Genomic DNA, 24,064 nt, shown 5'->3' with positions numbered 1-24,064 from the left:
CCATGCTCAAAGGCTTCAAGGACTTCCTGCTCCGCGGCAACGTCGTCGACCTGGCCGTCGCGGTCGTCATCGGCGCGGCCTTCACCGCGGTCGTCAGCCAGTTCACCGCGTCGTTCCTCGAGCCGCTCATCGCGCTGTTCGGGGGCGGCGGCATCGAGGGCGGCACGTTCACGGTCAACGGCCAGGTGTTCGACTGGGCGGCGTTCGTCAACGCGGTCATCACCTTCGGGATCACCGCCGCGGTCGTCTACTTCCTCGTCGTGCTGCCGATGAAGACGATCATGGAGCGGCGCCAGCGCGGGGAGGAGCCCGGTCCCGTGGCCCCCACGCAGGTGGAGCTGCTCGTCGAGATCCGCGACCTGCTGCGGGCCCAGCAGGGCACCGGCCCCGGCCTCGACCCGTCCGGCCCGGGGACGACGACGCTGCCCGGCCAGCTCTGAGCCTTCAGTCGCTGCCCCAGTGCGGCGGCCGGTCCTCCAGGTAGCGGCGGTCGGCGGAGGAGGCCTCGTCGGGTCGCTCGCCCCACCCGAGGTCGCGGTCGTCCGGTGCCCGATCGGCCCGGGCGGCCGGTGCCGGCCCGGGCGGCTCGACCGGCTCGCGGCCCAGCCCCTCGAGGACCTCCACCGACGGCAGCGCGGCCAGCGCGGGCCCGGGCACGGCGAGCTTGCTGCCGCGGGTGCCCGATCCGACGACGACGAGGTCCGTGGCCGCCACCGCGGCGTCGACCAGCACCGGCCAGGACGACGGCAGCCCGATCGGGGTGATGCCGCCGTAGGCCATGCCGCTCTCGGCGACCGCGACGTCCTGCGGGGCGAAGGACGCCTTGCGCGCGCCCAGGTGCCGGCGCACCAGCCCGTTGACGTCGGCGCGGGTGCTCGCCGGCACCAGGCAGGCGGCCATCGTCGTCTGCCCGGCCCGGCGGGCGGCCACCACCACGCAGTTGGCCGAGGCCTCCAGGGGCACCCCGTAGGCCTCGGTGAACGCGGCGGTGTCGGCGAGGTCGTCGTCGATCTCGGCCACCCACGCCGGCCCGGTGAGGTCCGCGAGCGCCGCGGCCACCGCGGCGGCCAGCAGGTCGGGCCGGTCGGCAGCGGGCAGCCAGGTCAGCGAACCGAGCTGGGGGGCGGTCGAGGGGGTCGCAGGCACGGACCGATCCTGCCCCGCCGGCCGGGACGCCGCGCCGGCCGGCCCGGGACCGCGCTGGTGAGCGGTGCTGCGGACCCGCAGGATGGGGCCATGATCGGCCAGCTGCACTCCGTCGTCCTCGACGCGCCCGACGCGCACGCCCTCGCCACCTTCTACGCCCAGCTGCTGGGGATGGAGGTCAGCAAGGGAGGCCCCGGCGACGACTGGGTCGTCGTCACCGGCCAGGGCTACCGGCTGGCCTTCCAGCAGGCGCCCGACCTGCAGCCACCGGACTGGCCGGACCCCGACCGGCCCCAGCAGTTCCACCTCGACGTCCGGGTCGCCGACATCGACGAGGCCGAGCCGAAGGTGCTCGCCCTCGGTGCCCGGCGGCTGCCCGGAGGCGGCGGCGACTTCCGCGTCTTCGCCGACCCGGTGGGCCACCCCTTCTGCCTGGTGTGGGACGCGTGACCACCGCCGGGGACGCCCTGCCGTCGGTCGACCTGGCCGCGGCGAGCCGGTTCGTCGCCGCCTCCGGGTTCGAGGTCACCGAGGTCAGCGGCACCCGGGTCACCGGGCACGTCGACCTCGGGCCCGACCAGCACACGCCGTGGGGCGTGGTGCACGGCGGCGTGTACTGCACCGTCGTCGAGTCGGCCGCGAGCATCGGCGCGAGCGCGGCCGTGGTCGACCGCGGCCAGTTCGCGGTCGGCGTCAACAACAGCACCGACTTCCTCCGGCCGGTGACCACCGGCCGGGTCGAGGTCCTGGCCGAGCCGATCCAGCAGGGCCGCACCCTGCAGCTGTGGCTGGTCACGCTCAGCCGCAGCGAGGACGGCAAGCCGGTGGCGCGCGGCCAGGTGCGCCTGCAGAACGTGCCCCTGCCGGGCAGCGGTCAGTAGGCGCGCCCGACGACGGCCAGCACGCCCGGCTCGTCGTCGGTGCCCGGCAGCCCGCCGTCCGGCCGGACCAGGCAGCGGACGGTGACGCCGTGCTCGGCCAGCCGCGCCTCCCCCTCCGGGCCGAGCCGGTCCCAGGGGATCCGGCCCCACCCGTCCTGGGCGGCGGCACGCGCCTCCTCGGCCGTCCCGACGTCCGCCGTCCGCTCGGCGAGGCGGGCGCGGGCCTCCGCGAGCAGCCGGGGCTGGTCCTCCTCGAGCGCGCGCCGGACGGCCCCGGCCACCGCGCCCAGCGGGACCGCCGCGGTGTCGCCCGGGATCCGCCGGACGACGGTCGCCCGCCCCTCGACGAGGTCCCGCGGCCCGAGGTCGACGCGCACCGGGACGCCCTTGAGCTCCCAGTCGACGGCGCGGCGCCCGAACGGGACGTCGGCCCGGTCGTCGACCTCGACCCGCACCCCCTGCCCGCGCAGCTCGCCGGCCAGGGCGCCCGCCGCCTCGGCGACGCCCTCGCCGGCGCGGGCCACCACGACCACGGCCTGCACCGGGGCCAGCCGGGGCGGCAGCCGCAGGCCGGCGTCGTCGCCGTGGCTCATGACCAGCCCGCCGACCATCCGGGTGGAGGAGCCCCACGACGTCGTCCAGGCCAGCCGGCGCTCGCCGTCGGCACCGAGGAAGTCGATGTCGAACGCCCGGGCGAAGTTCTGCCCCAGCTCGTGGCTGGTGCCCATCTGCAGGGCCTTGCCGTCGCGCATCATCGCCTCGCAGGTGAGCGTGTTGACCGCGCCGGCGAAGCGCTCCCGCCGGGTCTTGCGCCCCGGCACGACCGGCACGGCCAGCACCTCGGTCATGACGTCGGCGTAGACCTCTCGCAGGATCTGCCGCGCGTAGCCGGCGGCCTCCTGCTCGGTGGCGTGCGCGGTGTGGCCCTCCTGCCAGAGGAACTCCGTCGTGCGCAGGAAGACCCGCGGCCGCAGCTCCCAGCGCACGACGTTGGCCCACTGGTTGAGCAGCAGCGGCAGGTCGCGGTGGCTCTGCACCCACTTGGCCATGTACTCGCCGATGACCGTCTCGCTGGTGGGCCGGACGACGGCGGGGACCTCCAGCTCCCGGCCGCCGGCGTGCGTGACCACGGCCAGCTCCGGGCTGAACCCCTCCACGTGCTCGGCCTCGCGCCGCAGGTACGTCTCGGGGATCAGCAGCGGGAAGTAGGCGTTGCGCGCGCCGGCGGCCTTGATCCGGTCGTCGACCTCGCGCTGCAGCCGCTCCCAGATCGCGTACCCGTAGGGCCGGATCACCATCGTGCCGCGGACCGGGCCGTTGTCGGCGAGCTCCGCCTTGGCCACGACGTCCTGGTACCAGCGCGGGAAGTCGGCCGCCTGGCTGGGGAGGACGAGGTGTCGGGCCACGCCGGCACCCTGGCACAGCCGCCGGGCCGGGCGCCGCTCAGTTCCCGGGCACGTGCGCGGGGTCGAGGACGACGGAGAACAGGGCGCGCGGGTCCTGCAGCGTCGCCGGCGGGCGGGCCGCCGACCGGGGCACCACGCGGTCCCAGCGGGCGGGACGGCGGTGCGGCAGCAGCTCCCGGCCCTCGAAGAGGTACTCCCCCACGACCTCGCCCAGCAGCAGCCCGGCGCCGTGCTCGATCGGCAGGCCGACGCGGTCGCCGGGGCGGACCTCGTCGAGGAAGGCCGACAGCTGGCGCAGGTCCTTGGCCGGGCGCCGCCCGGAGATCTCCTTGGACAGCGCCCGCAGCTCCGCGGGGGTCAGCCCGGTGGCGTCGACGTCGATGCCCGACTGGGTGCCCAGCCCGACGACTCCGGCGGTCAGGCACGCGCCCAGTTCGTTGTGCGCCCGCGGCCGCACCACCCACACCGGGACGCCCTCCGGCGGCGGCGCGGGCGGGACGTCGTCCGGCTCCGGCCAGACGTAGGGCAGGTCGTCGGGCTCGGGGCCGAATCGCTCGGTGAACCGCGGCCGGTAGAAGTCCGGCTCCTTGGCCAGCAGGTTGGACCGGTGGGACAGGTGCAGCGCCGCGTCGCCCACCCAGGAGGGCAGCAGCCCGGCGCCGGCCAGCTCCTCCTGGGACACGCCGACGACGTCCGGGGCGAACTCGGCGATCAGCGCGTGGGTGCTGTCGGCGAAGCCGCGCTCGCGCCACACCCGGACCATCGCCAGCCCGTAGGCCACCAGCCCCGCGGTGCGGCCCCGCCACATCCGCACGACCGGGTGCGAGACCCAGCCGTAGTCGGGCAGCTCCAGGGCCCGCAGCACCTGCAGGGTCTCCACCCGCTGCTTGCCGAGGCGGGGCGAGTCCAGGAGCCGGGCGCTCTCCTCGAAGTCGGCGACGGGCAGGAAGGTCTGCATCGCGGCTCCTCCTTCCCGGGCCGGCGCGGGGTCAACCGCCCGACGACTCCAGCCCGGCCAGCGCCGCCGTCCACCGCGCGCGGCGCTCGGCGTCGTCCTGCTCCCACCACGCGGTGCCCCGCTCTCCGAGTCCGGTCTTGGCCAGCCCCACCCGGGTGCGGGCGGCGGCCACGGCCGCGGCGTCCCCGGCGCGGCCGGCGGTCCGGACGGCGGCCCGCGCCACTCCCAGGTGGTGCAGCAGCCGCGCCCGCACGTCGTCCGGCAGCGCGGGGTCGGCACGGCGCCACCGCCGCCCGTCGACCACCAGCCAGCGGCCGTCGGTCACGTGGCCTCCGTGCAGGGGCCCGGCACGAGCTTGCGAGCGCTGGGGGGCAGGGAGGTCCTTTCTCTCGCGGCTCACGCGGCCAGGCGGCGGACCAGCTCGGGCAGCACCGTGCCCAGCGGCGCGTCGAGGCGGACGTCGACCTTCGCGTCCCCCCGGGTGGCGCCGAGGTTGACCAGGCCCACCGGGATGCCGAGCTTCTCGGCGCGGAGCACGAACCGGTAGCCGCTCATCACCGTCAACGACGAGCCCAGCACGAGCAGCGCGCCGGCCGCCTCCACCCGGGCGAAGCAGTCCTCCACCCGGTCCCGCGGGACGGTCTCGCCGAAGAAGACGACGTCGGGCTTGAGCGGGCCGCCACCGCAGGCCAGGCAGTCGACCATGACGAAGCCGTCGAGGAGGTCGTCGGACAGCTCGGCATCGCCGTCGGGGTTGACCTCGTCCACGTGCGGACCGAAGTGCGGGTTGACCACTCGCAGCCGCCGGTCGAGCTCGGCCCGGTCGGCGACGTCGCCGCAGGCCAGGCAGACGGTCCGGTCGAGGCCGCCGTGCAACTCGACGACGTCGCGGGCGCCGGCCGCCTGGTGCAGCCCGTCCACGTTCTGCGTGATGACGCCGCTGACCAGACCGGCGTCCTGGAGGTCGGCGACCGCGCGGTGCCCCGCGTTGGGCCGCGCCGCCCGGATCTGCCGCCAGCCGACGAAGCTGCGCGCCCAGTACCGGTGCCGTCCGCGCGGGTCGCGCAGGAACGTCTGGTAGGTCATCGGCGTGTGCCGGCGCAGCGACCCGGAGGCGCCGCGGTAGTCGGGGATCCCGGAGTCGGTGGACAGCCCGGCCCCGGAGAGGACGACGACGTCGCCGTCCCCCACGAGGTCGGCGAGCGAGTCGAGGCCGGCCGGGTCCAGGGCGGGCGGCTCGACGGCGGTGCGCACTGCGGTCACCGGGCCATCGTCCCCTCGGAACGCGGCGCGCGCCGCCGGCTCAGCCCGCGGCGAGCTCGCGGTCCAGCCGGGCCAGCAGGTCCTCGTACACCCGGCGCAGCCCCTTGGGCGCGAACGTGCGCTCGAAGAAGCCGCCGATGCCGCCCGCCCCGTTCCAGGTGGTGCGCACGCGCACGGTGGTCAGCCCGGCGTCGGCCGGGTGCACCGTCCACGTCGTCACCATCGACGACCGCGTGTCGGTCTCGACCAGCGTCGAGGCGTCCGGCTGGCTGACCTCCACGAGCTGGTCGCGCACCCGCTTGGACGTGGCGGCGAACCGCCAGGCGACGCGGGTGCCCGCGCCCTGGCCGCCGGCCTCGACGCGGTAGTCGCTGAACTGCTCGGGGAGGACGCGGCGGCGCGTCTCCGTGTAGTCGGCGAGAGCGGGGAGCACCCGCTCGACCGGTGCCCGGACGACCCGCTCGGCGGTGGCGACGACCTGTCCCATCGCCCCATCCTGCCTGGAGGCTCAGCCGCGGCTGTGTCCGGGCGCCGCCTGCGGGTCCAGCCCGGTCCGCAGCCGCCAGGCGGCCAGCGCGACGCCCAGGGCCACGTGCTGGACGGGATCCTCCACCGGCGCGCCGAGCAGCTGCCCGACCCGGTCGAGCCGGGCGTAGAGCGACTGGCGGCGGATGCCGAGCAGCTCCGCGGTCCGCGTCTTGCTCAACCCGGTGGTCAGGTGGGCGTCGAGCGTGCGCAGCAGCTCGGTGCCGTGCGCGGCGTCGTGGTCGACCAGCGGCCCGAGCAGCCCGGCGACGAAGCGGGCCACCTCCGCGGGAGCGGTGCCGGCCGCCAGCAGCCGGTGGATGGCGACGTCCCGGGCGAGCACCACCGGCGCCCGGCTGCCGATGCGCCGGCTCAGCGCGACCACCTCCCGTGCCTCCGCCACGGCGGCCGGGACGTCGGCCAGCGCGCCGACCGTGTCGGCGACGCCGACGGTGCGGATCGCCGCGGCCAGCGGCCCCTCGCACAGCCGGGCGCGCAGAGCGGCGACCGCCTCCCGCTGCCGCCGCAGCTCCGAGCGCGGCCGGCCCCGGGCGAGCACGAGCACGGCGCTGCCCGCCGCGCCGACCAGGCACTGCCCGAGGAGCTCCTCCGCGGCCTGCCGCACCGCGGGCACCGCCTCGCTCGCCGGGGTCCGGCGATCGAACTCCACCGCGGCCACCAGCACCGGCACGCCGGGTGCCGGCACCCACCCGGCCGCCGCCAGGCGGGTCCGCAGCTCGCCCTCGGAGGCCAGGACGCCGGCGACGAGGTCGGTGACCACGGCCTGCGCGAGCGAGGGCCGGGAGCCGACGTCGGGGTGTCTGCCGAGTTCCAGCGCGACCGCCACCGCCGCCCGGTCGGCCACCCCGGTGCGGCGCGCGGTGCGCCGACCCAGCAGCACCAGCCGGCCGACCGGCCCGTGCGGGCCGCGGACCTCCGCGACCGTCCGGTCGGTCGGGTGCGCCACCCCGGGGAGGCGGCTGCGCTCCACCACCCGACCGTCGACGTCGACCAGCTCGGCGGGGCAGTCGGCCAGGCGCGCCACCGCGTCGAGGAGCCCGGCCAGCCCCTGACCGGAGACGACCAGCCCGAGCAGCTCCTGCCAGACCGGCTCGCCCGCGTGCCGCCAGGAGAGCTTGCGGCGCAGCAGCAGGTCGGCGAAGTCCTCGACCATCCGGACGAACGGCACGACCTCGCGCAGCTCCAGCAGGACGACGTCCCGCCGCTGCGCCGTGTCGACCAGCTCCGGGGGGACGACGGAGAAGGTGCGGCCCACCTCCAGCGCCAGTGCCGCGCACCCGGCGTCGGCCAGCCGCTCGACGTAGTCGACGACCTGCTGGGCCGACCGGCCGTGCAGCCCGAGGCCCGTGGTCAGGAGCAGCTCGCCGCCGGCCAGCAGCCCGCCCATCTCGTACACCTCCGACGAGTGCACCCAGCGGACGACCGCGGCGTCCGGGTCGCCCGCCAGCACGACGGGGTCGGCGGCGCGCACAGCCGGGAGCTGGAGGACCTCGGAGACGGTGGGCAGCACGGAGGGGAGGGTGCGCAGGAGGGGGCACCGCGTCAAGCCGCGAGCGGCACCGACCGGACACCGCGCCCCTTGTCCGGCGCGGCCGTCGCCCGGTTCGCTGACGACGTCCCCGCCCTCGCCCGTCCCGCCAGGAGGACCCGTGACCACAGCGGACCTGCCCACCGTCCCGCCCGACCTCTCCCCCGCGGACCGCGACCGGTTCTTCCTCGGCCTCGCCGTCGAGCAGGCGCGCACCGGCTGGGAGGAGGGCGGCGTCCCGATCGGCGCGGCGCTGGTCGACGGCGACCGCGTGCTGGCCGTCGGCCGCAACCGCCGCGTGCAGATGGGCAGCGCCATCCGGCACGGCGAGACCGACTGCATCGAGCGGGCCGGCCGGCTGCCGGCGGCGGTGTACCGGCGCAGCGTCCTCTACACGACCCTCTCGCCCTGCTTCATGTGCGCGGGCACGGCGCTGCTCTACGACATCCCGCGGATCGTCGTCGGGGAGAACCGCAGCTTCCAGGCCTCCGAGGAGCTGCTGCGGTCCAAGGGCGTGCAGGTCGACGTCCTGGACGACCCGGACTGCATCGCGCTGATGGAGCGGATGCTCGCCGAGCGTCCCGAGCTGTGGCTCGAGGACATCGGGGAGGAGTCGTGACCGCGCCGGAACGGTCGGTCGCTGCGACCAGGGCCGAGGCCGACGTCGTCGACCCGGACTACCCCGTGACGCCGGTACCGGCGCACGCCCGGAAGTCGTTCTTCTCGATCGCGGTGGTGCTGCTCGGCTTCACCGTCTTCACCCCGACCATGCTGGCCGGCGCCACGCTGGGTCCGGCGTTCGGCTTCGGCGAGCTGGTGCTGGTCATCCTCGCCGGCTCGCTGATCCTCGGCACCTACGTGGCGGTGATGGGCTGGGTCGGCGCGCGGACCGGCCTGACCACCGTGGTGATGAGCCGCTACACGCTGGGGTCGCGCGGCGCGAAACTCGCCTCGATCCTGCTCGGCGGCACCCAGATCGGCTGGTACGGCGTCGTCGTCGGCACCATCGGCGACCTGACCGCCGAGGCGCTGGACTGGCGCTCGTACGGCGCCCGTGCCGCGGTCATGGTGGTCACCAGCGCGCTGATGTGCGCCACTGCCTACTGGGGCTACCGCGGCATGTACTGGGTGTCGCTGGTCTCGACACCGCTGATCCTGGTCCTGGCGTTCTGGGTGGTCTGGCGGTCGGTGCAGGAGGTCGGCGGCCTCGAGGGGCTCACCGGCGTGCAGCCGACGGCGTCGATGGCCGTGGCCGTGGCGATCACCACCGTGGTCGGCACGTTCGTGTCCGCCGGCACCCAGGCCCCCAACTGGACCCGGTTCGCCCGCCGCGGCTCGCACGCGGTCTGGGCCTGCGTCATCGGCTTCCTCGTCGGCAACGGCCTGATGGTGTTCTTCGGCGCGATCGGGGCGCTGACCTTCGGGGAGGGCGACTTCGTCCTCGTCCTCTACCAGCTGGGGCTGGTCGGCTGGGGGCTGGTGCTGCTGTTCGGCAACCTCTGGAAGAGCAACGCCGACACCGCCTACGCGTTCGGCGTGGCCGGCGCGGAGCTGTTCGACCGACCGAACAAGGGGCCGTTCGTGATCGGCGGTGCGGTGATCGGCACCGTGCTGGCCCTCACCGGGGTGCAGAACCACCTGGTCGAGTACCTGGGCCTGCTCGGCACGTTCATCCCGCCCCTGGGCGGCGTCATCATCGGGGACTTCCTCGCCCGCTGGCGACGGCGCGGGATCCCCGCCGGGGCCACCCCGCCCGCGGTGCGCTGGCCCAACCTCCTCGCCTACGCGGTCGCGGCCTTCCTGGCGTGGCTCAGCGGCGAGCTCGGCGTCGGCATCCCGCCGGTGATCGGCATCGTCGTGGCCGTGGCGCTGTCGATGGCCCTCTCCCGCGTCGGCACCCGGCCCGCCGAACCGGTCGGCGCGGGCCGCTGACCCTCGGCCCGTGGGGCGCCCCGCGCGCCCCACGGGCCGGCGTGACCGGTCTCACGGCACGACCGGCGGGCCCGCTGGGTAGCCCGAACGGGTGACCCAACTGCTGTCCCTCACCCGAGAGGGCTCCGGTGAGCCGCTCCTGCTGCTGCACGGCATGGGCAGCTCCCGCCGCGACTTCACCGCCGTCCTCCCGGCGCTGACCGACCGCTTCGACGTCATCAACGTGGACCTGCCCGGCATCGGGCGCTCGCGGCACCTCGACCAGCGCCCCACCGTCGCCGCGCTGACCGACGCCGTCGAGCACACGCTCGACACGCACGGCGTGGGTCGCGTGCACGTGCTCGGCAACTCCCTCGGTGCCCGGATCGCCCTGGAGCTCGCCGTCCGCGGCCGGGCACGGTCGGTGGTGGCGATCGCGCCTTCCGGGCTCAACGTCCCCCGGGAGCGGCTCTACCAGGGCGCCGGCATGGGGATGGCGCGGATCGCCATGCGGGCGGCCGAGCCGCTGATCGCCTCCGTGTCGCGCTCGGCGATCGGCCGGGCGGCGCTGCTGGCGCCGCTGAAGGCGCGGCCGTGGAGCACCTCGCCGGAAGAGGCGATCGGCGCCCGCGAGGGCTTCGCCGAGTCGCGCGACTTCTGGCGCACCGTCCTGTGGGCCCTGGTGCTCGACGTCCCGCGCGGCCTGGACCGCATCGACTGCCCGGTGACCCTGGTCCAGGGCGTGGCGGACTGGATCGCCTCCGGCCAGACGGTGCGCTACCTGCCGCTGGTGCCCGGCTCGCGCTTCAGCCCGCTGCTGATGGCCGGCCACGCGCCGCAGTCGGACCGGCCGGCGACGATCGCGCGCCTGGTGGAGCGGACGGTGGCGCGAGCCGCCGACCGGACGCCGGCCCTGCGCGCCGTCGCCTAGTCCCGCTCCCCCGGTCGCTCCTCGGCGTTGAGGTAGGCGCACCGGAACCGCGCACCGGACATGGCCTCGGTGAAGCGCGCCTCCCACGCGGGGTCGGCCGCCGGGAACGTCGCGAACAGCCGCTCCTCGAGGACGACGGGCAACCCGTCCAGCCCGGTGTAGGACCGGCGCAGCAGCACCCGGGTGAGGCCGTCCACCTCGTCGTGGGCCGCCGCCCAGTGGGCCTGCGCGACGGCCGCGGCCACCTCCGCGCGCGCCCGGGCGGGCAGCCGGGTGGCGCCCGAGCCGGTCCGCAGCGCCGGGCGGGTGGACCACACCCCGAGCGCGTACAGCAGCAGGCCGGCGAGCAGCACCAGGAGCAGCAGCTCGGCCACCGCGAGCACCATGTCCCGACGGTAGTGCGCTCGTGCGGGGACCGGCCAGGGACCGTGCACGGCACGGGCCGGAGGTCCGGCGGGCGAGGGACCTTCGGCGGGTCCCGGCGACGGCGCGACGGTCGACCCTGGAGCCCGCCCATGGCCCGGCCGCCGGGTCGGGCCGGCGGAGGAGCTGGGGTCCATGGACTGGGACGACTGGGACGGCTGGGACCACATGGGCGACTGGGGCTGGGGCGCGACAGCCGTCGTCGTCCTGCTCCTCCTCGGCCTGCTGGTCGTCGGTTCGCTGCTGCTCGCCCGCCGCGTGCGGCGGCCGGCCCCGGGCTCGTACCCGCCGCCGGTGCGGTCGGCCGAGCAGTTGCTGGCCGAGCGGTTCGCCCGCGGTGAGATCGACGAGGAGGAGTACCGCCGCCGGCTCGCCGTCCTCCACGAGACGCGGACGCCGACCCGCTGACCCGGCCCGTCCGCCGGTCGGGGGACACCGGCCCGACCCGGGGTTTCCCCGCCGGGTGCGGCGGCCATGAGCACGTCCGTGGTGGTCGCCGTCGGGTTCGTGCTGCTGTTCCTGGTCGGCGGCCCGCTGTTCGCCTGGTGGCTGGGCCGCCGGCGGTTCTGGGAGCGGCAGTCGGGCCCGCTCGAGCCGCACGTCTCCCGGGAGCTGGCCGCCCGCCACGGGCTGCGGCCGACCGAGTTCGCGCTGGTCGAGCGCGCCGCCACGTGGGGCCGTGAGGTGTCCGACGACCGCCTGCGGGCCGCCGTCGTCGACCTGGCCACGCAGAAGGTCGAGGCGGCGAGCCGGCGGCCGGCGCCGCGGCCGTGGCTCGTCGTCCTGGCCGTCGTCTGGGGTGCCGCGATCGCCGGCGTCGTCGTCTTCGCCGTGGCGCAGGGCCGCTGGGGCGACGTCAACTGGGTCACCGCGGCGTGGTGGGGAGTCCTCGCCGTCGTCGGCGCCCGGTGGCGGACCGGCCCCGAGCGGGCGATCCGGCGCAACGGCCCGCGCCTGGAGCCCCCGGGGAGGATCGACCCGTGATCGACGTCGCGCTCCCGCCCGGTCCCGCCGCACGTGCCCTGGTCCGCGGGTTCGCCGCGTGCCTGGCGTCGGTGACGGAGACCCCCGTGGCCGACCTGCCGCTGCCCGACGACGACCTGGCCCACGCCCTGGGCGCCTGGCGGACCTGGCTGGCCGAGCACGGCTCGGGCCTGGTGCCGATCGCCGACCCCGGGCGCTTCCAGTGGGCCGGCTGGTGGATCGCCGTCGCCGACGACCCGGCCGGCGAGGGACCGGTCGCCGTGCTGGCCTTCGGCACGCCGCCGGGCGTCGTGCTCAGCCCGCAGGCCCCCGCGCTGCTGGGCCGGGCCACCGCCGACCTGCGCATCCGCGAGGCGCACGCGGTCGCCTCCCTCGACCCGGTCCTGCGCCCCGCCCCGGTCACCGGCGACCTGTCCGGGACCGTCGAGGGCCTCGCCGTGGCGCCCGCGGCGGAGGCGCCGATGCAGCTGGTCGAGGCGGCGCGGGCCCGGGCCGGCCGCGGGCTGGACGGCGACCGCTACGCCGCGGGCGCCGGCACCTTCAGCCCCCGCGCCGGACGCCGGCCCGGGTACGACCTGACCCTGGTGGCCGCCGAGGTCCTCGACGAGCTGGCCGCCGCCGGGCAGGCGCTGGACTTCGCCGGCACCCGCCGCAACGTCCTCACCCGCGGCGTCGACGTCAACGCCCTCGTCGGACGGCGCTTCCGCATCGGCGACGTGCTGTGCGAGGGGCGCCGGCTGTGCGAGCCCTGCGCGCACCTGGAGCGGCTCAGCGGCCCCGGGACCCTGCGTCCGCTCATCCACCGGGGCGGGCTGCGCGCCGACGTCCTCGGCGACGGCGAGATCCGCGTGGGAGCGCCGATCCGGGCCGGCTGACGAGGTGCATCCTCGGCGGGTGTCACATCCGCGGCCCCGGCGGTGCTCTACCGATGTGGACCTGGTGCAGCACGAGCGATGGACGGCGCGCGCCCTGACCGCACCCGCCGCCCAGGGCCGTACGGCCGAGCGGGCGCACCGGGCCGGCGGGGTGCGCGACGACCTCGAGCAGGTCTTCCGGGCGGAGTACCCGCGGGTGGTCGGCGTGGCCGCCCGGGTGCTCGGGTCGCGGGACCAGGCCGAGGACGTCGCCCAGGAGGTGTTCCTCTCCTTCGGCCGCTCCTCGGTGCCGGCGCGGGAGGCCGGCGGCTGGCTGAGCGTGGCCGCCGCCCACACCGCGCTCAACGTGCTGCGCTCCGGTCGCCGTCGCACCGCCCGCGAGGAGGCGGCCGGCGGGGAGCCGACCGTCGTCCCCGACGTCGCCGACGCGGTGGTCTCCCGCGAGGAGCACCGCCGGGTGCGGGCCGCCCTCGCCCGGCTGCCCCGCAAGCAGGCGGTCGCCCTGGTGCTGCGGCACAGCGGCCTGGGCTACGCCGACGTGGCGGCCGCCCTCGATCTGTCCGTCGGCAGCGTCGGCACGACCGTGCGGCGCGCCGAAGCTGCGCTCAAGAAGGAGTTGGACCACGATGCGTCATCCCGGTGAGGGTGTGCTGCGCCGGCTGCTGGACGAGCCGCTCGGCGTCGCCGACGCCGAGCGCGCGCACGTCGCCGCGTGCCCGGCCTGCCTGACCGCCCTGGAGGAGGTCCGGGCCGACGCCCGCGCCGCCGGCGCCGCCCTCGGCACGCCGGCGCGGCCCTCCGCCGACGTCGACACCGCGTGGGCCCGGCTGGCCTCCGCCGTCCCGGCCGGGTGGGCGCCCGCGCCGACCCGCCGCGCACGGTGGGCGGGTGCGGTGCGCAAGCCCGCCGTCGCGGCGCTCGGCCTGGCCCTCGTCCTGTCCGGCGCGGGCGTGGCCGCGGCCAACGACTGGCTGCCGATCTTCCGCACCGAGCGGGTCGCGCCGGTCGCCGTCCCCACGGGCGAGCTGGTCGCCCTGCCCGACCTCTCCGCGTTCGGCGACCTCGAGGTCACCGGCGCGGCCGAGCCCTCCGAGGTGCCCGACGCCGCCACCGCCGAGGAGCGCACCGGCTTGACCGTGCCCGTGGTGGGCGAGCTGCCCACGGGTGTCAGCGGCGACCCCACCTACCAGGTGGTGGACCAGGTCAGCGCCGTCTTCACCTTCTCGGCGGAGAAGGCCGCGCAGGCCGCGGCCGCCACCGGGGAGGCCCTCCCGGCCGTGCCGCCCGGGCTGGACGGCAGCCGGGTGCGGCTGCAGGCCGGACCGGCCGCCGCGGCGGTGTGGGTGCAGCCGACCGGCCTGCCGGTGCTCGCCGTCGGCCGGGCGGTCGCGCCCACCGCGGACTCCGACGGCGTCCCCTTCGAGACGGTGCGCGACTACCTGCTCTCCCTGCCCGGCATGCCCGCCGACGTCGCCGCCCAGCTGCGCGACTTCTCCGGCGACGCGACGACGCTGCCGCTGCCGGTCCCGGCCGACATGGTCACCACCAGCACGGCCGAGGTGGCCGGGCAGCCTGCGACCGTGCTCGCCTCCCGCGACGGCAGCATGGCCGGCGTGGTGTGGGTGGAGGACGGCGTCGTCACCGGGGTCGCCGGGGCCGTGAGCACCGACGAGGTGCTCGCCGTGGCCGACGACCTGCGCTGACCGTGTCGCTGGAGGACACCCGCACCGCGGCCCAGCTCGTCGCCGAGCTGCCCGCCTCCCCCGCCGTCTGGTGCTCCGGGCTGCGCAAGCGGTACGGGCGCCGGACGGCGGTGGACGGCGTCTCGTTCACCGTCGGGCGCGGCGAGGTGGTCGGCCTGCTCGGCCCCAACGGGGCGGGCAAGACCAGCGTCATCAAGATGCTGCTCGGGCTGGTCCGCCCCGACGCCGGGGACGTGGTGCTGCTCGGTCGCCCGGGACGCGACCCGCAGTCCCGGCTGCGGGTCGGCTACCTGCCCGAGCTGTTCCGCTACCAGCAGTGGCTCACCGCCGCCGAGGTGCTGGCCCTGCACGCGCGGCTGGCGCGGGTGCCGATGACCGCGGACGAGGAACGCGAGCGGCTGGCCGCGGTCGGCCTCGACGGGCGGGCCGGCGACCGGGTGGGCGGGTTCTCCAAGGGCATGCAGCAGCGGCTCGGCCTCGCCGTCGCCCTGGTCGGCCGGCCCGAGCTGGTGGTCCTCGACGAGCCGACCAGCGCGCTGGACCCGCTCGGCCGGGTCGACGTCCGCGACCTGGTGCTCTCGCTCAAGGCGCAGGGTGTGGCGGTGCTGCTCAACTCGCACCTGATCGGCGAGGTGGAGCGGGTCTGCGACCGCGTGGTCATCCTCGATCACGGGCGGGTCGCGGCCGCCGGCACGCTGGCCGAGCTGCTCGGCCGGCGGGAGGTCCGGCTGCACCTCACCGGGGTCGACGGCCGCGCCGAGGCGCGGCTGCGGGCGGCCGGGCCGGTCACCGGCGGCGCGGACCGGTTCACGGTCGCCCTGCCGGCGGACGACGACGGCGGCACCGTGCCCCGCCTCGTCGCCGACCTGGTGGCCCTGGGCGTCTCGGTGCACGCCGTCGAGCCCGCACGGATCAGCCTGGAGGAGCGGCTGCTGGGCATCCTCCGCGGCGAGGAGGGTGTGCCGTGAGCGAGCTCGCGAGCTCACGCAGGGGTACAGCAGCGCCGCGAACGCGGCCGACGAGCGCCAGCGAGGAGGGCCCGTGAGCGTGCTGACCGTCGCGGGGCTCACCCTGCGGGAGGCGGTCCGCCGGCGGGTGGTGTGGGCCCTCGCCGTCCTCACCGTCGCGCTGCTGGGGCTCAGCGGCTGGGGCTTCTCCCGACTGGCCGGCCTGGACACCGAGTTCGGGGACCTCACCTCCGGCCAGGCCCGGTTGTTCGCCTCCACGCTGCTCAACCTGGTGATGTTCGGGCTGAGTCTGATCGCCGCGCTGGGCACCGCGTTCCTGGCCGGGCCCACTCTTGCCGGGGAGATCGAGTCCGGCATGGCGCTGGCGCAGCTGGCCCGGCCGGTGCGCCGCTCGGCCGTGCTGCTCGGCAAGTGGCTCGGGCTGGTCGCCTTCGGCTCCGGCTACGTGGTGGTCGCCGGGCTCGCGCAGTTCCTCGTCGTCGGGTGGGCGGTCGGTTACTGGCCACCCGACCCGGCGGCCGGCCTGGCGCTGCTGGCCGGGCAGACGGTCGTGCTTCTCACCCTCGCCCTGCTGCTGTCGAGCGTGATCTCGCCGATGGCGTCGGGGGTGGTCGCCGTCGGGCTGTTCGGCGCGACCTGGGTGGCCGGCGTGGTGGGCAGCGTCGGGGACGTGCTCGGCAACGAGGGCGTGGCCCGCGTCGGCACCGTGTCGCGGGTCATCCTGCCCACCGACGGGCTGTGGCGGGGCGCCATGCACGCGTTCCAGGACCCGACCCCGCTCGGGCTGGACTTCGCCGGCTCGCCGTTCCTCAGCGAGGCCCCGCTCACGGTCGCCTACCTGCTGTGGGCGGTCCTCTGGGTGGCCATGGTGTGGGGCCTGACCGCACTGGTGTTCACCCGCCGCGACGTCTGACGCCGGCCGTCCCGTCGCCGGTGGACCCTCCACCGGCGCCCGGCCTCACCCGTTCTGGCCATGTCGCCCGGCGACGGCGTAGGCGGCCGGGTGAGGGGTACAGCCCCCGGCGAGCGGCACCGTGACCACGTTGGCCCTCATCACCGGGACGGCCGACAGCACGGAGGGCGGACGACGTGCACCGCAGCGAGGGCACCCGACCCGCCGGTGCCGTGGTGGGCGCTGGCCCCGGTGCCGAGCGCCCGTCGCCGGGGTTCCGGCACGAGGCCCTGGTGTACGACACGGCCGAGCAGATGGCCGCGATCGCCGCCCCGTGGCTGCGCGACGGGCTCGCGGCCGGGGACGCCGCGGTGATCGCCGTGGGACCGGGCGCCACTGGACCCCTGCGCGAGGCCGTGGGCAACGACCCACGGGTGATCGTCGTCGAGCGGCACGCCCTGTACCGGTCGCGCACACCGACGGCGATCACGGCCTTCCGCCGGTTCGCCACCGAGCACGCCGCCCCCGGACTGCGGGTCCGGGTGGTCGGGGAGGTCGACTTCGGCACCACCGCCGCCGACCGCCGGGAGTGGCAGGCCTACGAGGCGGTCATCAACGCTGCGTTCGCCCCGTTCCCACTGTGGGGGCTGTGCGTGTTCTCCGCTGACCTCCCCGAGCCGGTCCTGGCCACCGCGCGGCACACCCATCCACGGCTGGTCACCGCCGCCGGCCGCGTCGACAACCCCGACTTCGTCGACCCCGCTGCGTACCTGCGCGCCCTGCCGGTGCCCGCCGAGCCGTTGGAGGACACCGTCCCGGCGCTGGCCGACGACGACATCACCGACTACGCCGGCCTCCGGCACGCCGTCCGCGAGCACCTGGCCGGTGTCGACGGGCCGCCCGACGTCCTCGAGGACTTCCTCCTGGCCGTCGACGAGATGACCTCCAACGCCGTCCGGCACGGCCGCCCGCCCGCCGGCCTGCGGCTGTGGAGCGCACCCGGGCAGCTGGTGTGCACCATCCGCGACTCCGGTCACGGCCTGGCCGACCCGTTCGCCGGGTACGGCCCTGCGCACGGCGACGACCTCTCCCACGGCGGCATGGGTCTGTGGCTGGCCCGCCAGCTCTGCGACCACGTCGCCGTCCGCCGCGATCCGGACGGCACCAGCGTGCGGCTGACCAGTCGCTGGGCCTGACCGGAGCGCTGCAGGTGGCCCCGAGAGGATTCGAACCTCCGACACACGGTTTAGGAAACCGTTGCTCTATCCCCTGAGCTACGGGGCCGTGACGGCCCCGAGCGCGAGGCCGGGGACGCCGTCCCCATCCTGGCACGCCGCCGTTGCGCTCCGGCGGGGACGCCCGGGAGCCGGCGTCGCGACACTCCCGACGGCCGGCGTCCGGGACACGCCCGTCCCCCGCTGAGGGGAAACCCAGAGGCGCTGCGAGGCGTTACCGTTCCAGTACGCATGTCGAACCCGGCAACGGCGCCGGGGCAAGCGGAGGTGGAGCACGAGCATGGAGACGAGCGTGGTCGACGTCCCCGACCGGGGGCGGTTCGAGGTGGTGCTCGGTGACCGGGTCGTCGGCCTGGCGAGCTACCACGTCGAGAACGGCACCATGACGCTGCCGCACACCGAGGTGGACCCCTCCGTCGGCGGGCGCGGCATCGGCAAGGCCCTGGTGAAGGGCGTCCTCGACGCCGCCCGCGAGCGCGGCCTGCACGTGCTCCCCTACTGCTCGTTCGTCCGGCACTACATCCAGCAGCACCCCGAGGAGCTCGACCTGGTCGCCGAGGCCGACCGGCCGCACTTCGGCCTGGAGACCGCCGACCGCTGACCTGCGGGTCCACCCGCGCCTGCCTAGGCTGGCGCGGGTGCCCACCGCGCTGCTGTGGTTCCGCCGCGACCTGAGGCTGGCCGACCACCCGGCGCTGCTGGCCGCGATCGACGCCGCCGGTCCCGAGGGCGCCGTCCTGCCGCTGTTCGTCGTCGACCCGCGGCTGTGGGACCCCGCGGGGGTGCCGCGCCGCCGCTTCCTGCTCGACTGCCTCGCCGACCTCGGCGCGGCGGTGGGCGGCGCGCTGGTGCTGCGCTCCGGGGACCCCGCGCGCGTCGTGCCCGAGCTGGTGCGCGAGGTCGGCGCGGGCGGCGTGCACGTCAGCGCCGACGCCGGCCCCTACGGCCGGCAGCGCGACGCGGCGGTCGAGCGGGCACTCGGCGACGTGCCGCTCGTGCGCACCGGCTCGCCGTACGCGGTGACGCCCGGCCGGGTCACCAAGGCCGACGGGACGCCGTTCCGGGTGTTCTCCCCCTTCGCGCGGGCCTGGCGGCAGCACGGCTGGCGCGCCCCCGCCCCGCGACCGCGCTCGGTGCCCTGGCAGACCGGCGTCCCGTCCGACGCCCCGCCACCGGCCCCCGCGCCGGACGGCGTCCGGCTGCCCCCGGCCGGGGAGGCCGCCGCCCGCGCGGCGTGGCGGCGCTTCCGCGAGGAGCGGCTGGCCGGCTACCGCGACACCCGCAACACCCCGGGGACCGACGGCACCAGCCGGCTCTCGGCGTACCTGAAGTACGGCTGCCTGCACCCCCGCACGCTGCTGGCCGACCTCGCTCAGGAGACCGGCGAGTCCGCGGCGAGCTACGCGAACGAACTGGCGTGGCGGGAGTTCTACGCCGACGTGCTCTGGCACCGCCCCGAGACGCACCGCGAGGCGTTCGACCGGCGGATGCGGGCGATGACCTACGACACCGGCCCGGACGCCGACGAGCGGTTCGCCGCCGGGGCGCAGGGCCGCACCGGTTACCCGATCGTCGACGCGGGGATGCGCCAACTGCTCGGCGAGGCGTACGTGCACAACCGGGTCCGGATGGTCGTGGCGTCGTTCCTGGTCAAGGACCTGCACGTCGACTGGTGGCGCGGCGCCCGGCACTTCATGGCCCACCTGGTCGACGGCGACCTGGCCAGCAACAACCACGGCTGGCAGTGGGTGGCCGGCACCGGCACCGATGCCTCCCCCTACCACCGCGTCTTCAACCCCGTCCGCCAGGGACAGCAGTTCGACCCCGACGGCGCCTACGTGCGGCGCTGGGTGCCCGAGCTGCGCGACGTCCCGGCCCGGTTCGTGCACGAGCCCTGGCGCAGTCCGGACGGCGTCCCCGAGGCCTACCCGCTGCCGATCGTCGACCACGCCGAGGAGCGCCGGGTCGCCCTCGACCGCTACGAGCGAGTGCGCGCCGCCCGCTGAGGGTCAGCCGCGGGAGCGGATCCAGGCGGGCAGCAGGCCGGAGTCGAACAACCGCTCCCGCAGCGGGGCGAGCAGTTCGACCAGCCGCTGTGCCCCGTCCGCCCCGAGGTGCGCCCAGCCGGGCAGCGCAAGGACGTCGGTGGCGTCCTCGACCTGTGCGCGCAGCGCGGCGCCGGCCGCGGTGAGCCCGCCGTCGTCCACCAGCTCACGCGCCCGGCACCGCTCGACCCCGGCGGCCCACTCCTCGTCGGTCCAGCCGCGGGTGGTGCGCACGAACGCGGTGCTGTCCGACGCCAGGCCGCCGGTCACCAGCGCCTCGACCGGGTCGAGCCCGGCGGCCATCAGCGCGGTCCGGTGCCCGTCGCCGCGGTGCTCGCGCACGAGCAGGCCGGCGTGCCACAGCTGCAGCAGCGGGTCGGTCGGCCACTCCACGCCGGTCCAGGCCGCGTACAACGGTCGCCCGGCGACCGGGAGCCCCGTGCACGCCTCCCGGGCCAGCTGGGCGGCCTCGGCCACGTCGGGCTCGCCGAGGACCCGGTGGAGCGCAGCGGCCACCGCGCCCCGCCGGGCCGCCGCCCACTCGGCGGGTGGCGCGACCTCCCACACGGCGGGCACCGCTCCGGCGACGAGGCCGGGCGAGAACACGTAGAACAGCGCCGTCACCACCGCCGGGTCCACCGGGCCCAGGGCCGAGGCGCGGGCGGCGAAGTAGCCGGCGCGGGTCGCCTCGACGCCGAACCGGTCGTAGGCGGCCTGCACCTCGGGAGCGAAGAAGGCCACCACGTGGACCGTCTCCAGCGCACCCCACGCCGTCCGCCCCAGCCGCGGTGTCACCTGCGTCACCGGGCCATCGTGGCGGGTGCGCAGGTCAGGGGGGAAGCTGGGGACGTGACCTGCCGAGCCGCTTGTGCCTGAGGGCCACACCCTGTTCCGGCTGGCCCGGGACCAGTCGCTGGCCTTCGCCGGCCGCCCGGTGCACGTCACCAGCCCGCAGGGCCGGTTCGCCCAGGGCGCGGCACTGCTCGACGGGCGGGTGCTCGAGGAGGTGACCTCCTACGGCAAGCACCTGTTCGCCTGCTTCGGCGCCGACACCCTGCACGTGCACCTCGGGCTGTACGGCTCCTACACGTCGGGCACCGGCACCCCGCCGCCGGCGAGGGGGGCGCTGCGGATGCGCTGGGTCGGCGACGGTCCCGACGGCGCCGGCGTGTGGACCGACCTCCGCGGCGCGACCGCCTGCGAGGTGCTCACCACCGCCGAGGTGGAGGGCATCCTCGCGCGGCTGGGCCCCGACCCGCTGCGGTCGCCGCGCGGCGCGGCCGCCGCGCACCGGCGGATCGCCGGCAGCCGCACCGCGGTCGGCGCCCTGCTCATGGACCAGTCGGTGCTCGCCGGCGTCGGCAACGTCTACCGCGCCGAGCTGCTGTTCCGGCACCGGGTGTCGCCCTTCCGGCCCGGCCGGGACGTCGACGCCGACCTGTGGGCGCGGATGTGGTCGGACCTGGTCGTGCTCATGCGCGCCGGGGTCCGGATGGGCCGGATCGTGACCACCCGGCCGGAGGACCGCAGCCGCCGGCGCGGCGCGGTCGAGCGGGAGGACGCGCACTACGTCTACCGCCGCACCGGCCTGCCCTGCCGGATCTGCGGCACCGAAGTGCGCACCCAGGAGATGGTCGGCCGCAACCTGCACTGGTGCCCGGTCTGCCAGGCGGCCTGAGCCGGCCTCCTGACCCGCCCGGGTGAGTGACCGGGCGCACGGCCGCCGGTACCGTTGCCAGGATGCCGAGCACGCTGCGCGCCCTCCTGGTCGCCGTGCTCGCGTGCGCCGGTCTCGCGGTGGGGCTGCCCTCGGCGGCGGCCTCGACCGACGACGGCGCCGAGGTGGGCTACGACGTCTCGCACCCCCAGTGCGGGAAGGACCTGCCCGAGGAGTTCCCCTTCGCGGTCGTGGGGGTCAACGGCGGGCTGGCCACCAAGCCCAACCCCTGCCTGGCCGAGCAGCTGGCCTGGGCGGCCGAGGCGACCGGCGAGGTGCCCGGCCAGCCCGGGCTGCAGCTCTACGTCAACACCGCCAACCCCGGCGAGGTCCTCGACGAGGTGCACACCTGGCCGTTCAGCGGCCAGACGCCCTACGGCAGCTGCGAGGCCGACAACAGCATGGCCTGCTCGTGGCAGTACGGCTGGCTGCGGGCCTACGTCGACGTCGAGGCGTTCTTCGGCCGCGCCGCGGACGAGGCCGACGTCGACCCCGACCCGGGCGCCCACCGCTGGTGGCTCGACGTCGAGACGATGAACACCTGGCAGGCCGGGTCGGCCGCCGCGCGGGAGCGCAACCGGGCGGCGCTCGAGGGGATGACCGCCTACCTGACCGGCCGCGGCGCCGAGGTGGGCCTGTACTCGACCGGCTCGCAGTGGCGCCGCATCGTCGGCGAGGTCCCCGAGCGCAGCCCGCTGCACGGCCTGGACAGCTGGCTGGCCGGGGCCTCGAGCCCCGAGGCGGCGCGGGCGAACTGTCGGCGGGCCCCGCTGGTCGAGGGCGGCGACGTGGTCCTCACCCAGTACGTCGACCACGGGCTCGACCACGACGTCGCCTGCGACTGAGACCGCCCTAGAGCGCGCCCTTGGCCTCGTCCCCGGCCGGGACGGCGGTGAGCACCTGCACCTCGGGCGCGCCGGTGAGCTTGCCCTCCAGCGCCCGGCCCAGCGCGGTGAGCGCCTCGGCCTTGCCGTGGGCGGCCAGCTCCTCGGGGCTCTCCCACTGCTCGACCATCACCAGGCGGCCGTCCTGCCCCTCGTGCAGCGCGTAGCGCCGGCAGCCCGGCTCGTCGTGGACCTGCGGGATCGCGGCCAGCACCGCCTCGCGGACGGCGTCCCGGTGCTCGGGCTGGGGGGTGATGGTCGCGACGACGACGACGGCCACGGGTGCGCTCCAGGGATCGGGGACGGGGGCGGATGCCTGGTGCATTCCCACCCGGCCGGGTCAGGATGCCTCTCGTGTCGGTCGACGAAGACCCCGGTCCCCCGTCTCCCGTGCCGCCCCTGCGGGTGGCCGTCGTCGGCGCGGGACCGGCCGGCATCTACGCCGCCGAGGCGCTGACACGGCAGAAGGACGTCCCGGTCGCCGTCGACCTGATCGACCGGCTGCCCACGCCGTTCGGCCTGGTGCGGCACGGCATCGCCCCCGACCACCCCAAGATGCGCGCCATCCGCGACACGCTGCACCGCGCACTGGACCACCCCTCGGTGCGGTTCGTCGGCAACGTCGAGATCGGCCGGGACGTCTCCTGCGCCGACCTCCTCGGTGCGGTGGACGCGGTGATCTACACCTACGGCGCGGCGCTGGACCGGCAGCTGGCCATCCCCGGCGAGGAGCTGCCGGGCAGCCTGGCCGCCACCGACCTCGTCGCCTGGTACACCGGGCACCCCGACGCCGACCGGGCGAGGGTCGAGGCCGCGCTGGCCGGGGCGCGGTCGGCCGTGGTCATCGGGGTCGGCAACGTGGCGCTCGACGTCGCGCGCGTGCTGGCCCGCACCCCGGCCGAGCTGGAGCCGACCGACATGCCCCAGCACGTGCTCGACGCGCTGGCCGCGGCGCCGGTGCAGGAGGTCACCATCCTCGGCCGCCGCGGTCCGGCGCAGGCCACCTTCACCACCCAGGAGCTCCGCGAGCTCGACGAGCTGGCGCAGGCCACGGTGCTCGTCGACCCCGCCGACCTGGAGCTGGACCCGGCCGCGCAGGAGCGGGCCGACGCCGACCGGGTGGTGCACCGCAACCTCGACGTCCTGCACGAGTGGGCGCGGCACACGCTGGAGCCCGGCCGGACGCCGCTCCGGCTGCGCTTCTACTCCCGGCCGGTGCGGCTGCTCGGCGAGGACCGCGTGACCGGCGTCGAGGTCGAGCGCACCGTCGTCGACGCCGACGGGCGGGTCTCCGGCACCGGCGAGACGACCGTGCTGCCGGCCGACCTGGTGGTCCGCTCGGTCGGCTACCGCGGCTGCGGGCTGCCGCAGCTGCCGCTCGACGAGCGCCGCGGCGTCGTGCCGAACGAGGCCGGCCGGGTGCTGCGCGACGGCCGGCCCGCGCGCGGCGAGTACGTGGCCGGCTGGATCAAGCGCGGCCCGACCGGCGTCGTCGGCACCAACAAGCACGACGCCCGGGAGACCGTCGCCGCGCTGCTGGAGGACGTCGCCGCCGGCGTCCTGCGCCCGGGCGGCGGCGGGGTCGACGACCTGGTGTCGGAGCTGCGGACGCGCGGCGCCGACCCGGTGCTGCTCGAGGACTGGCGGGCCATCGACGCCGCCGAGGTCGCCCTGGGCGCCACCCGCGGGCGGGCCCGCACCACGCTGCACGAGTGGGAGTCGCTGATGGCGGCGGTCCGGGAAGCGGCCGCCCGGGCCCGCTGACGCC

The 24,064-nt window shown here is 76.5% G+C and carries 28 protein-coding genes, 1 tRNA gene and 1 pseudogene; 19 read left to right on the top strand and 11 right to left on the bottom strand.

What is annotated here, in order from left to right:
• The first annotated feature begins 2 nt into the window (after positions 1 to 2).
• Positions 3 to 440 carry a large conductance mechanosensitive channel protein MscL gene (gene mscL, locus ACI79D_RS04690; protein WP_456917151.1) on the top strand — a complete coding sequence of 146 codons (438 nt, stop codon included), beginning with the start codon at positions 3 to 5 and terminating at the stop codon, positions 438 to 440.
• Positions 441 to 444: 4 nt separating this feature from the next.
• On the opposite strand, the gene ACI79D_RS04685 is transcribed toward mscL, so the two are convergent.
• Positions 445 to 1,146, bottom strand: a complete 702-nt coding sequence (locus ACI79D_RS04685; RefSeq protein WP_456917150.1) for a YbaK/EbsC family protein — start codon at positions 1,144 to 1,146, stop codon at positions 445 to 447.
• Between the two features lie 90 nt (positions 1,147 to 1,236).
• On the opposite strand from ACI79D_RS04685, the gene ACI79D_RS04680 reads away from it, so the two are divergent.
• Together ACI79D_RS04680 and ACI79D_RS04675 are read left to right on the top strand one after the other, a co-directional pair.
• Positions 1,237 to 1,596 carry a VOC family protein gene (locus ACI79D_RS04680; protein ID WP_456917149.1) on the top strand — a complete coding sequence of 120 codons (360 nt, stop codon included), beginning with the start codon at positions 1,237 to 1,239 and terminating at the stop codon, positions 1,594 to 1,596.
• On the top strand, positions 1,593 to 2,027 hold the full coding sequence (locus tag ACI79D_RS04675; RefSeq protein ID WP_456917148.1) for a PaaI family thioesterase: 435 nt from the start codon (positions 1,593 to 1,595) through the stop codon (positions 2,025 to 2,027). The genes ACI79D_RS04680 and ACI79D_RS04675 overlap by 4 nt, the downstream gene beginning before the upstream one ends.
• Here the strand turns inward: ACI79D_RS04675 and proS are convergent.
• From proS to ACI79D_RS04645, 6 genes are all read right to left on the bottom strand, one after another.
• The gene (gene proS / locus ACI79D_RS04670; protein WP_456917147.1) at positions 2,021 to 3,433 is read right to left on the bottom strand and encodes a proline--tRNA ligase; all 1,413 of its coding nucleotides are present in this window, start codon (positions 3,431 to 3,433) and stop codon (positions 2,021 to 2,023) included. The genes ACI79D_RS04675 and proS overlap by 7 nt on opposite strands.
• A gap of 37 nt (positions 3,434 to 3,470) precedes the next feature.
• On the bottom strand, positions 3,471 to 4,391 hold the full coding sequence (locus ACI79D_RS04665; RefSeq protein WP_456917146.1) for an MSMEG_6728 family protein: 921 nt from the start codon (positions 4,389 to 4,391) through the stop codon (positions 3,471 to 3,473).
• Positions 4,392 to 4,422: 31 nt separating this feature from the next.
• Positions 4,423 to 4,716 carry a biopolymer transporter Tol gene (locus ACI79D_RS04660; RefSeq protein WP_456917145.1) on the bottom strand — a complete coding sequence of 98 codons (294 nt, stop codon included), beginning with the start codon at positions 4,714 to 4,716 and terminating at the stop codon, positions 4,423 to 4,425.
• Positions 4,717 to 4,787: 71 nt separating this feature from the next.
• A complete protein-coding gene (locus ACI79D_RS04655; protein WP_456917144.1) occupies positions 4,788 to 5,654 on the bottom strand; it encodes an NAD-dependent protein deacetylase in 867 nt (288 codons plus the stop codon).
• Positions 5,655 to 5,694: 40 nt separating this feature from the next.
• On the bottom strand, positions 5,695 to 6,141 hold the full coding sequence (locus ACI79D_RS04650) for an SRPBCC family protein (protein ID WP_456917143.1): 447 nt from the start codon (positions 6,139 to 6,141) through the stop codon (positions 5,695 to 5,697).
• A 21-nt stretch (positions 6,142 to 6,162) separates the two neighbouring features.
• Complete coding sequence (locus ACI79D_RS04645) at positions 6,163 to 7,710, bottom strand: PucR family transcriptional regulator ligand-binding domain-containing protein (RefSeq protein ID WP_456917142.1); 1,548 nt, start codon at positions 7,708 to 7,710, stop codon at positions 6,163 to 6,165.
• A gap of 139 nt (positions 7,711 to 7,849) precedes the next feature.
• Here ACI79D_RS04645 and ACI79D_RS04640 point away from each other — a divergent pair, with 139 nt between their 5' ends.
• The 3 genes from ACI79D_RS04640 (at position 7,850) to ACI79D_RS04630 (ending at position 10,570) form a co-directional block, all read left to right on the top strand.
• The gene (locus ACI79D_RS04640) at positions 7,850 to 8,347 is read left to right on the top strand and encodes a nucleoside deaminase (protein WP_456917141.1); all 498 of its coding nucleotides are present in this window, start codon (positions 7,850 to 7,852) and stop codon (positions 8,345 to 8,347) included.
• Entirely contained in the window at positions 8,344 to 9,660 is a 1,317-nt protein-coding gene (gene codB / locus ACI79D_RS04635) for a cytosine permease (protein WP_456917140.1), read from the top strand. The genes ACI79D_RS04640 and codB overlap by 4 nt, the downstream gene beginning before the upstream one ends.
• Before the next feature lie 91 nt (positions 9,661 to 9,751).
• Entirely contained in the window at positions 9,752 to 10,570 is an 819-nt protein-coding gene (locus tag ACI79D_RS04630; RefSeq protein WP_456917139.1) for an alpha/beta fold hydrolase, read from the top strand.
• On the opposite strand, the gene ACI79D_RS04625 is transcribed toward ACI79D_RS04630, so the two are convergent.
• Positions 10,567 to 10,956: a hypothetical protein gene (locus ACI79D_RS04625; RefSeq protein WP_456917138.1), complete on the bottom strand. Its 390-nt coding sequence runs from the start codon at positions 10,954 to 10,956 to the stop codon at positions 10,567 to 10,569. The two genes, ACI79D_RS04630 and ACI79D_RS04625, sit on opposite strands and share 4 nt — an antisense overlap.
• A gap of 172 nt (positions 10,957 to 11,128) precedes the next feature.
• Between ACI79D_RS04625 and ACI79D_RS04620 the strand changes: the two genes are divergently transcribed.
• The 8 genes from ACI79D_RS04620 (at position 11,129) to ACI79D_RS04585 (ending at position 17,611) form a co-directional block, all read left to right on the top strand.
• Positions 11,129 to 11,401, top strand: coding sequence for an SHOCT domain-containing protein (locus ACI79D_RS04620; protein ID WP_456917137.1), 273 nt, complete (start codon positions 11,129 to 11,131; stop codon positions 11,399 to 11,401).
• A 66-nt stretch (positions 11,402 to 11,467) separates the two neighbouring features.
• On the top strand, positions 11,468 to 11,977 hold the full coding sequence (locus tag ACI79D_RS04615) for a hypothetical protein (protein WP_456917136.1): 510 nt from the start codon (positions 11,468 to 11,470) through the stop codon (positions 11,975 to 11,977).
• Entirely contained in the window at positions 11,974 to 12,852 is an 879-nt protein-coding gene (locus ACI79D_RS04610; protein WP_456917135.1) for an MOSC domain-containing protein, read from the top strand. Before ACI79D_RS04615 ends, ACI79D_RS04610 begins: the two co-directional genes overlap by 4 nt.
• Positions 12,853 to 12,916: 64 nt before the next feature.
• A complete protein-coding gene (locus ACI79D_RS04605) occupies positions 12,917 to 13,495 on the top strand; it encodes a sigma-70 family RNA polymerase sigma factor (protein ID WP_456917134.1) in 579 nt (192 codons plus the stop codon).
• Positions 13,479 to 14,555, top strand: a complete 1,077-nt coding sequence (locus ACI79D_RS04600) for a hypothetical protein (RefSeq protein ID WP_456917133.1) — start codon at positions 13,479 to 13,481, stop codon at positions 14,553 to 14,555. Before ACI79D_RS04605 ends, ACI79D_RS04600 begins: the two co-directional genes overlap by 17 nt.
• A gap of 2 nt (positions 14,556 to 14,557) precedes the next feature.
• Positions 14,558 to 15,523, top strand: coding sequence for an ABC transporter ATP-binding protein (locus tag ACI79D_RS04595; protein ID WP_456917132.1), 966 nt, complete (start codon positions 14,558 to 14,560; stop codon positions 15,521 to 15,523).
• A gap of 73 nt (positions 15,524 to 15,596) precedes the next feature.
• On the top strand, positions 15,597 to 16,436 hold the full coding sequence (locus ACI79D_RS04590; RefSeq protein ID WP_456917131.1) for an ABC transporter permease: 840 nt from the start codon (positions 15,597 to 15,599) through the stop codon (positions 16,434 to 16,436).
• A gap of 176 nt (positions 16,437 to 16,612) precedes the next feature.
• Complete coding sequence (locus ACI79D_RS04585) at positions 16,613 to 17,611, top strand: anti-sigma factor RsbA family regulatory protein (protein ID WP_456917130.1); 999 nt, start codon at positions 16,613 to 16,615, stop codon at positions 17,609 to 17,611.
• Between the two features lie 15 nt (positions 17,612 to 17,626).
• On the opposite strand, the gene ACI79D_RS04580 is transcribed toward ACI79D_RS04585, so the two are convergent.
• Positions 17,627 to 17,699, bottom strand: a tRNA-Arg gene (locus ACI79D_RS04580).
• Positions 17,700 to 17,927: 228 nt separating this feature from the next.
• Here ACI79D_RS04580 and ACI79D_RS04575 point away from each other — a divergent pair.
• Positions 17,928 to 18,251 (top strand): annotated as a pseudogene (locus tag ACI79D_RS04575) (GNAT family N-acetyltransferase); the annotation flags it as partial.
• 37 nt (positions 18,252 to 18,288) lie between these two features.
• Positions 18,289 to 19,656 (top strand): cryptochrome/photolyase family protein, encoded by a 1,368-nt coding sequence (locus tag ACI79D_RS04570; protein WP_456917129.1) that lies wholly within the window; start codon positions 18,289 to 18,291, stop codon positions 19,654 to 19,656.
• A 3-nt stretch (positions 19,657 to 19,659) separates the two neighbouring features.
• On the opposite strand, the gene ACI79D_RS04565 is transcribed toward ACI79D_RS04570, so the two are convergent.
• The gene (locus tag ACI79D_RS04565) at positions 19,660 to 20,499 is read right to left on the bottom strand and encodes an SCO6745 family protein (RefSeq protein ID WP_456917128.1); all 840 of its coding nucleotides are present in this window, start codon (positions 20,497 to 20,499) and stop codon (positions 19,660 to 19,662) included.
• Positions 20,500 to 20,563: 64 nt separating this feature from the next.
• Between ACI79D_RS04565 and ACI79D_RS04560 the strand changes: the two genes are divergently transcribed.
• Positions 20,564 to 21,373: an Fpg/Nei family DNA glycosylase gene (locus tag ACI79D_RS04560; RefSeq protein ID WP_456917127.1), complete on the top strand. Its 810-nt coding sequence runs from the start codon at positions 20,564 to 20,566 to the stop codon at positions 21,371 to 21,373.
• Between the two features lie 62 nt (positions 21,374 to 21,435).
• Complete coding sequence (locus tag ACI79D_RS04555; RefSeq protein ID WP_456917126.1) at positions 21,436 to 22,257, top strand: hypothetical protein; 822 nt, start codon at positions 21,436 to 21,438, stop codon at positions 22,255 to 22,257.
• A 7-nt stretch (positions 22,258 to 22,264) separates the two neighbouring features.
• Here ACI79D_RS04555 and ACI79D_RS04550 read toward each other — a convergent pair whose 3' ends face one another.
• On the bottom strand, positions 22,265 to 22,576 hold the full coding sequence (locus tag ACI79D_RS04550) for a putative quinol monooxygenase (protein ID WP_456917125.1): 312 nt from the start codon (positions 22,574 to 22,576) through the stop codon (positions 22,265 to 22,267).
• A gap of 74 nt (positions 22,577 to 22,650) precedes the next feature.
• Here ACI79D_RS04550 and ACI79D_RS04545 point away from each other — a divergent pair, with 74 nt between their 5' ends.
• Positions 22,651 to 24,060, top strand: coding sequence for an FAD-dependent oxidoreductase (locus ACI79D_RS04545; RefSeq protein ID WP_456917124.1), 1,410 nt, complete (start codon positions 22,651 to 22,653; stop codon positions 24,058 to 24,060).
• The last annotated feature ends 4 nt before the right edge of the window (positions 24,061 to 24,064 follow it).

The sequence above is a fragment of the Geodermatophilus sp. SYSU D00708 genome, assembly GCF_054050115.1.
Note: the sequence above shows the minus strand (reverse complement) of the source record. Positions and strands in the feature narration are given on the sequence as shown.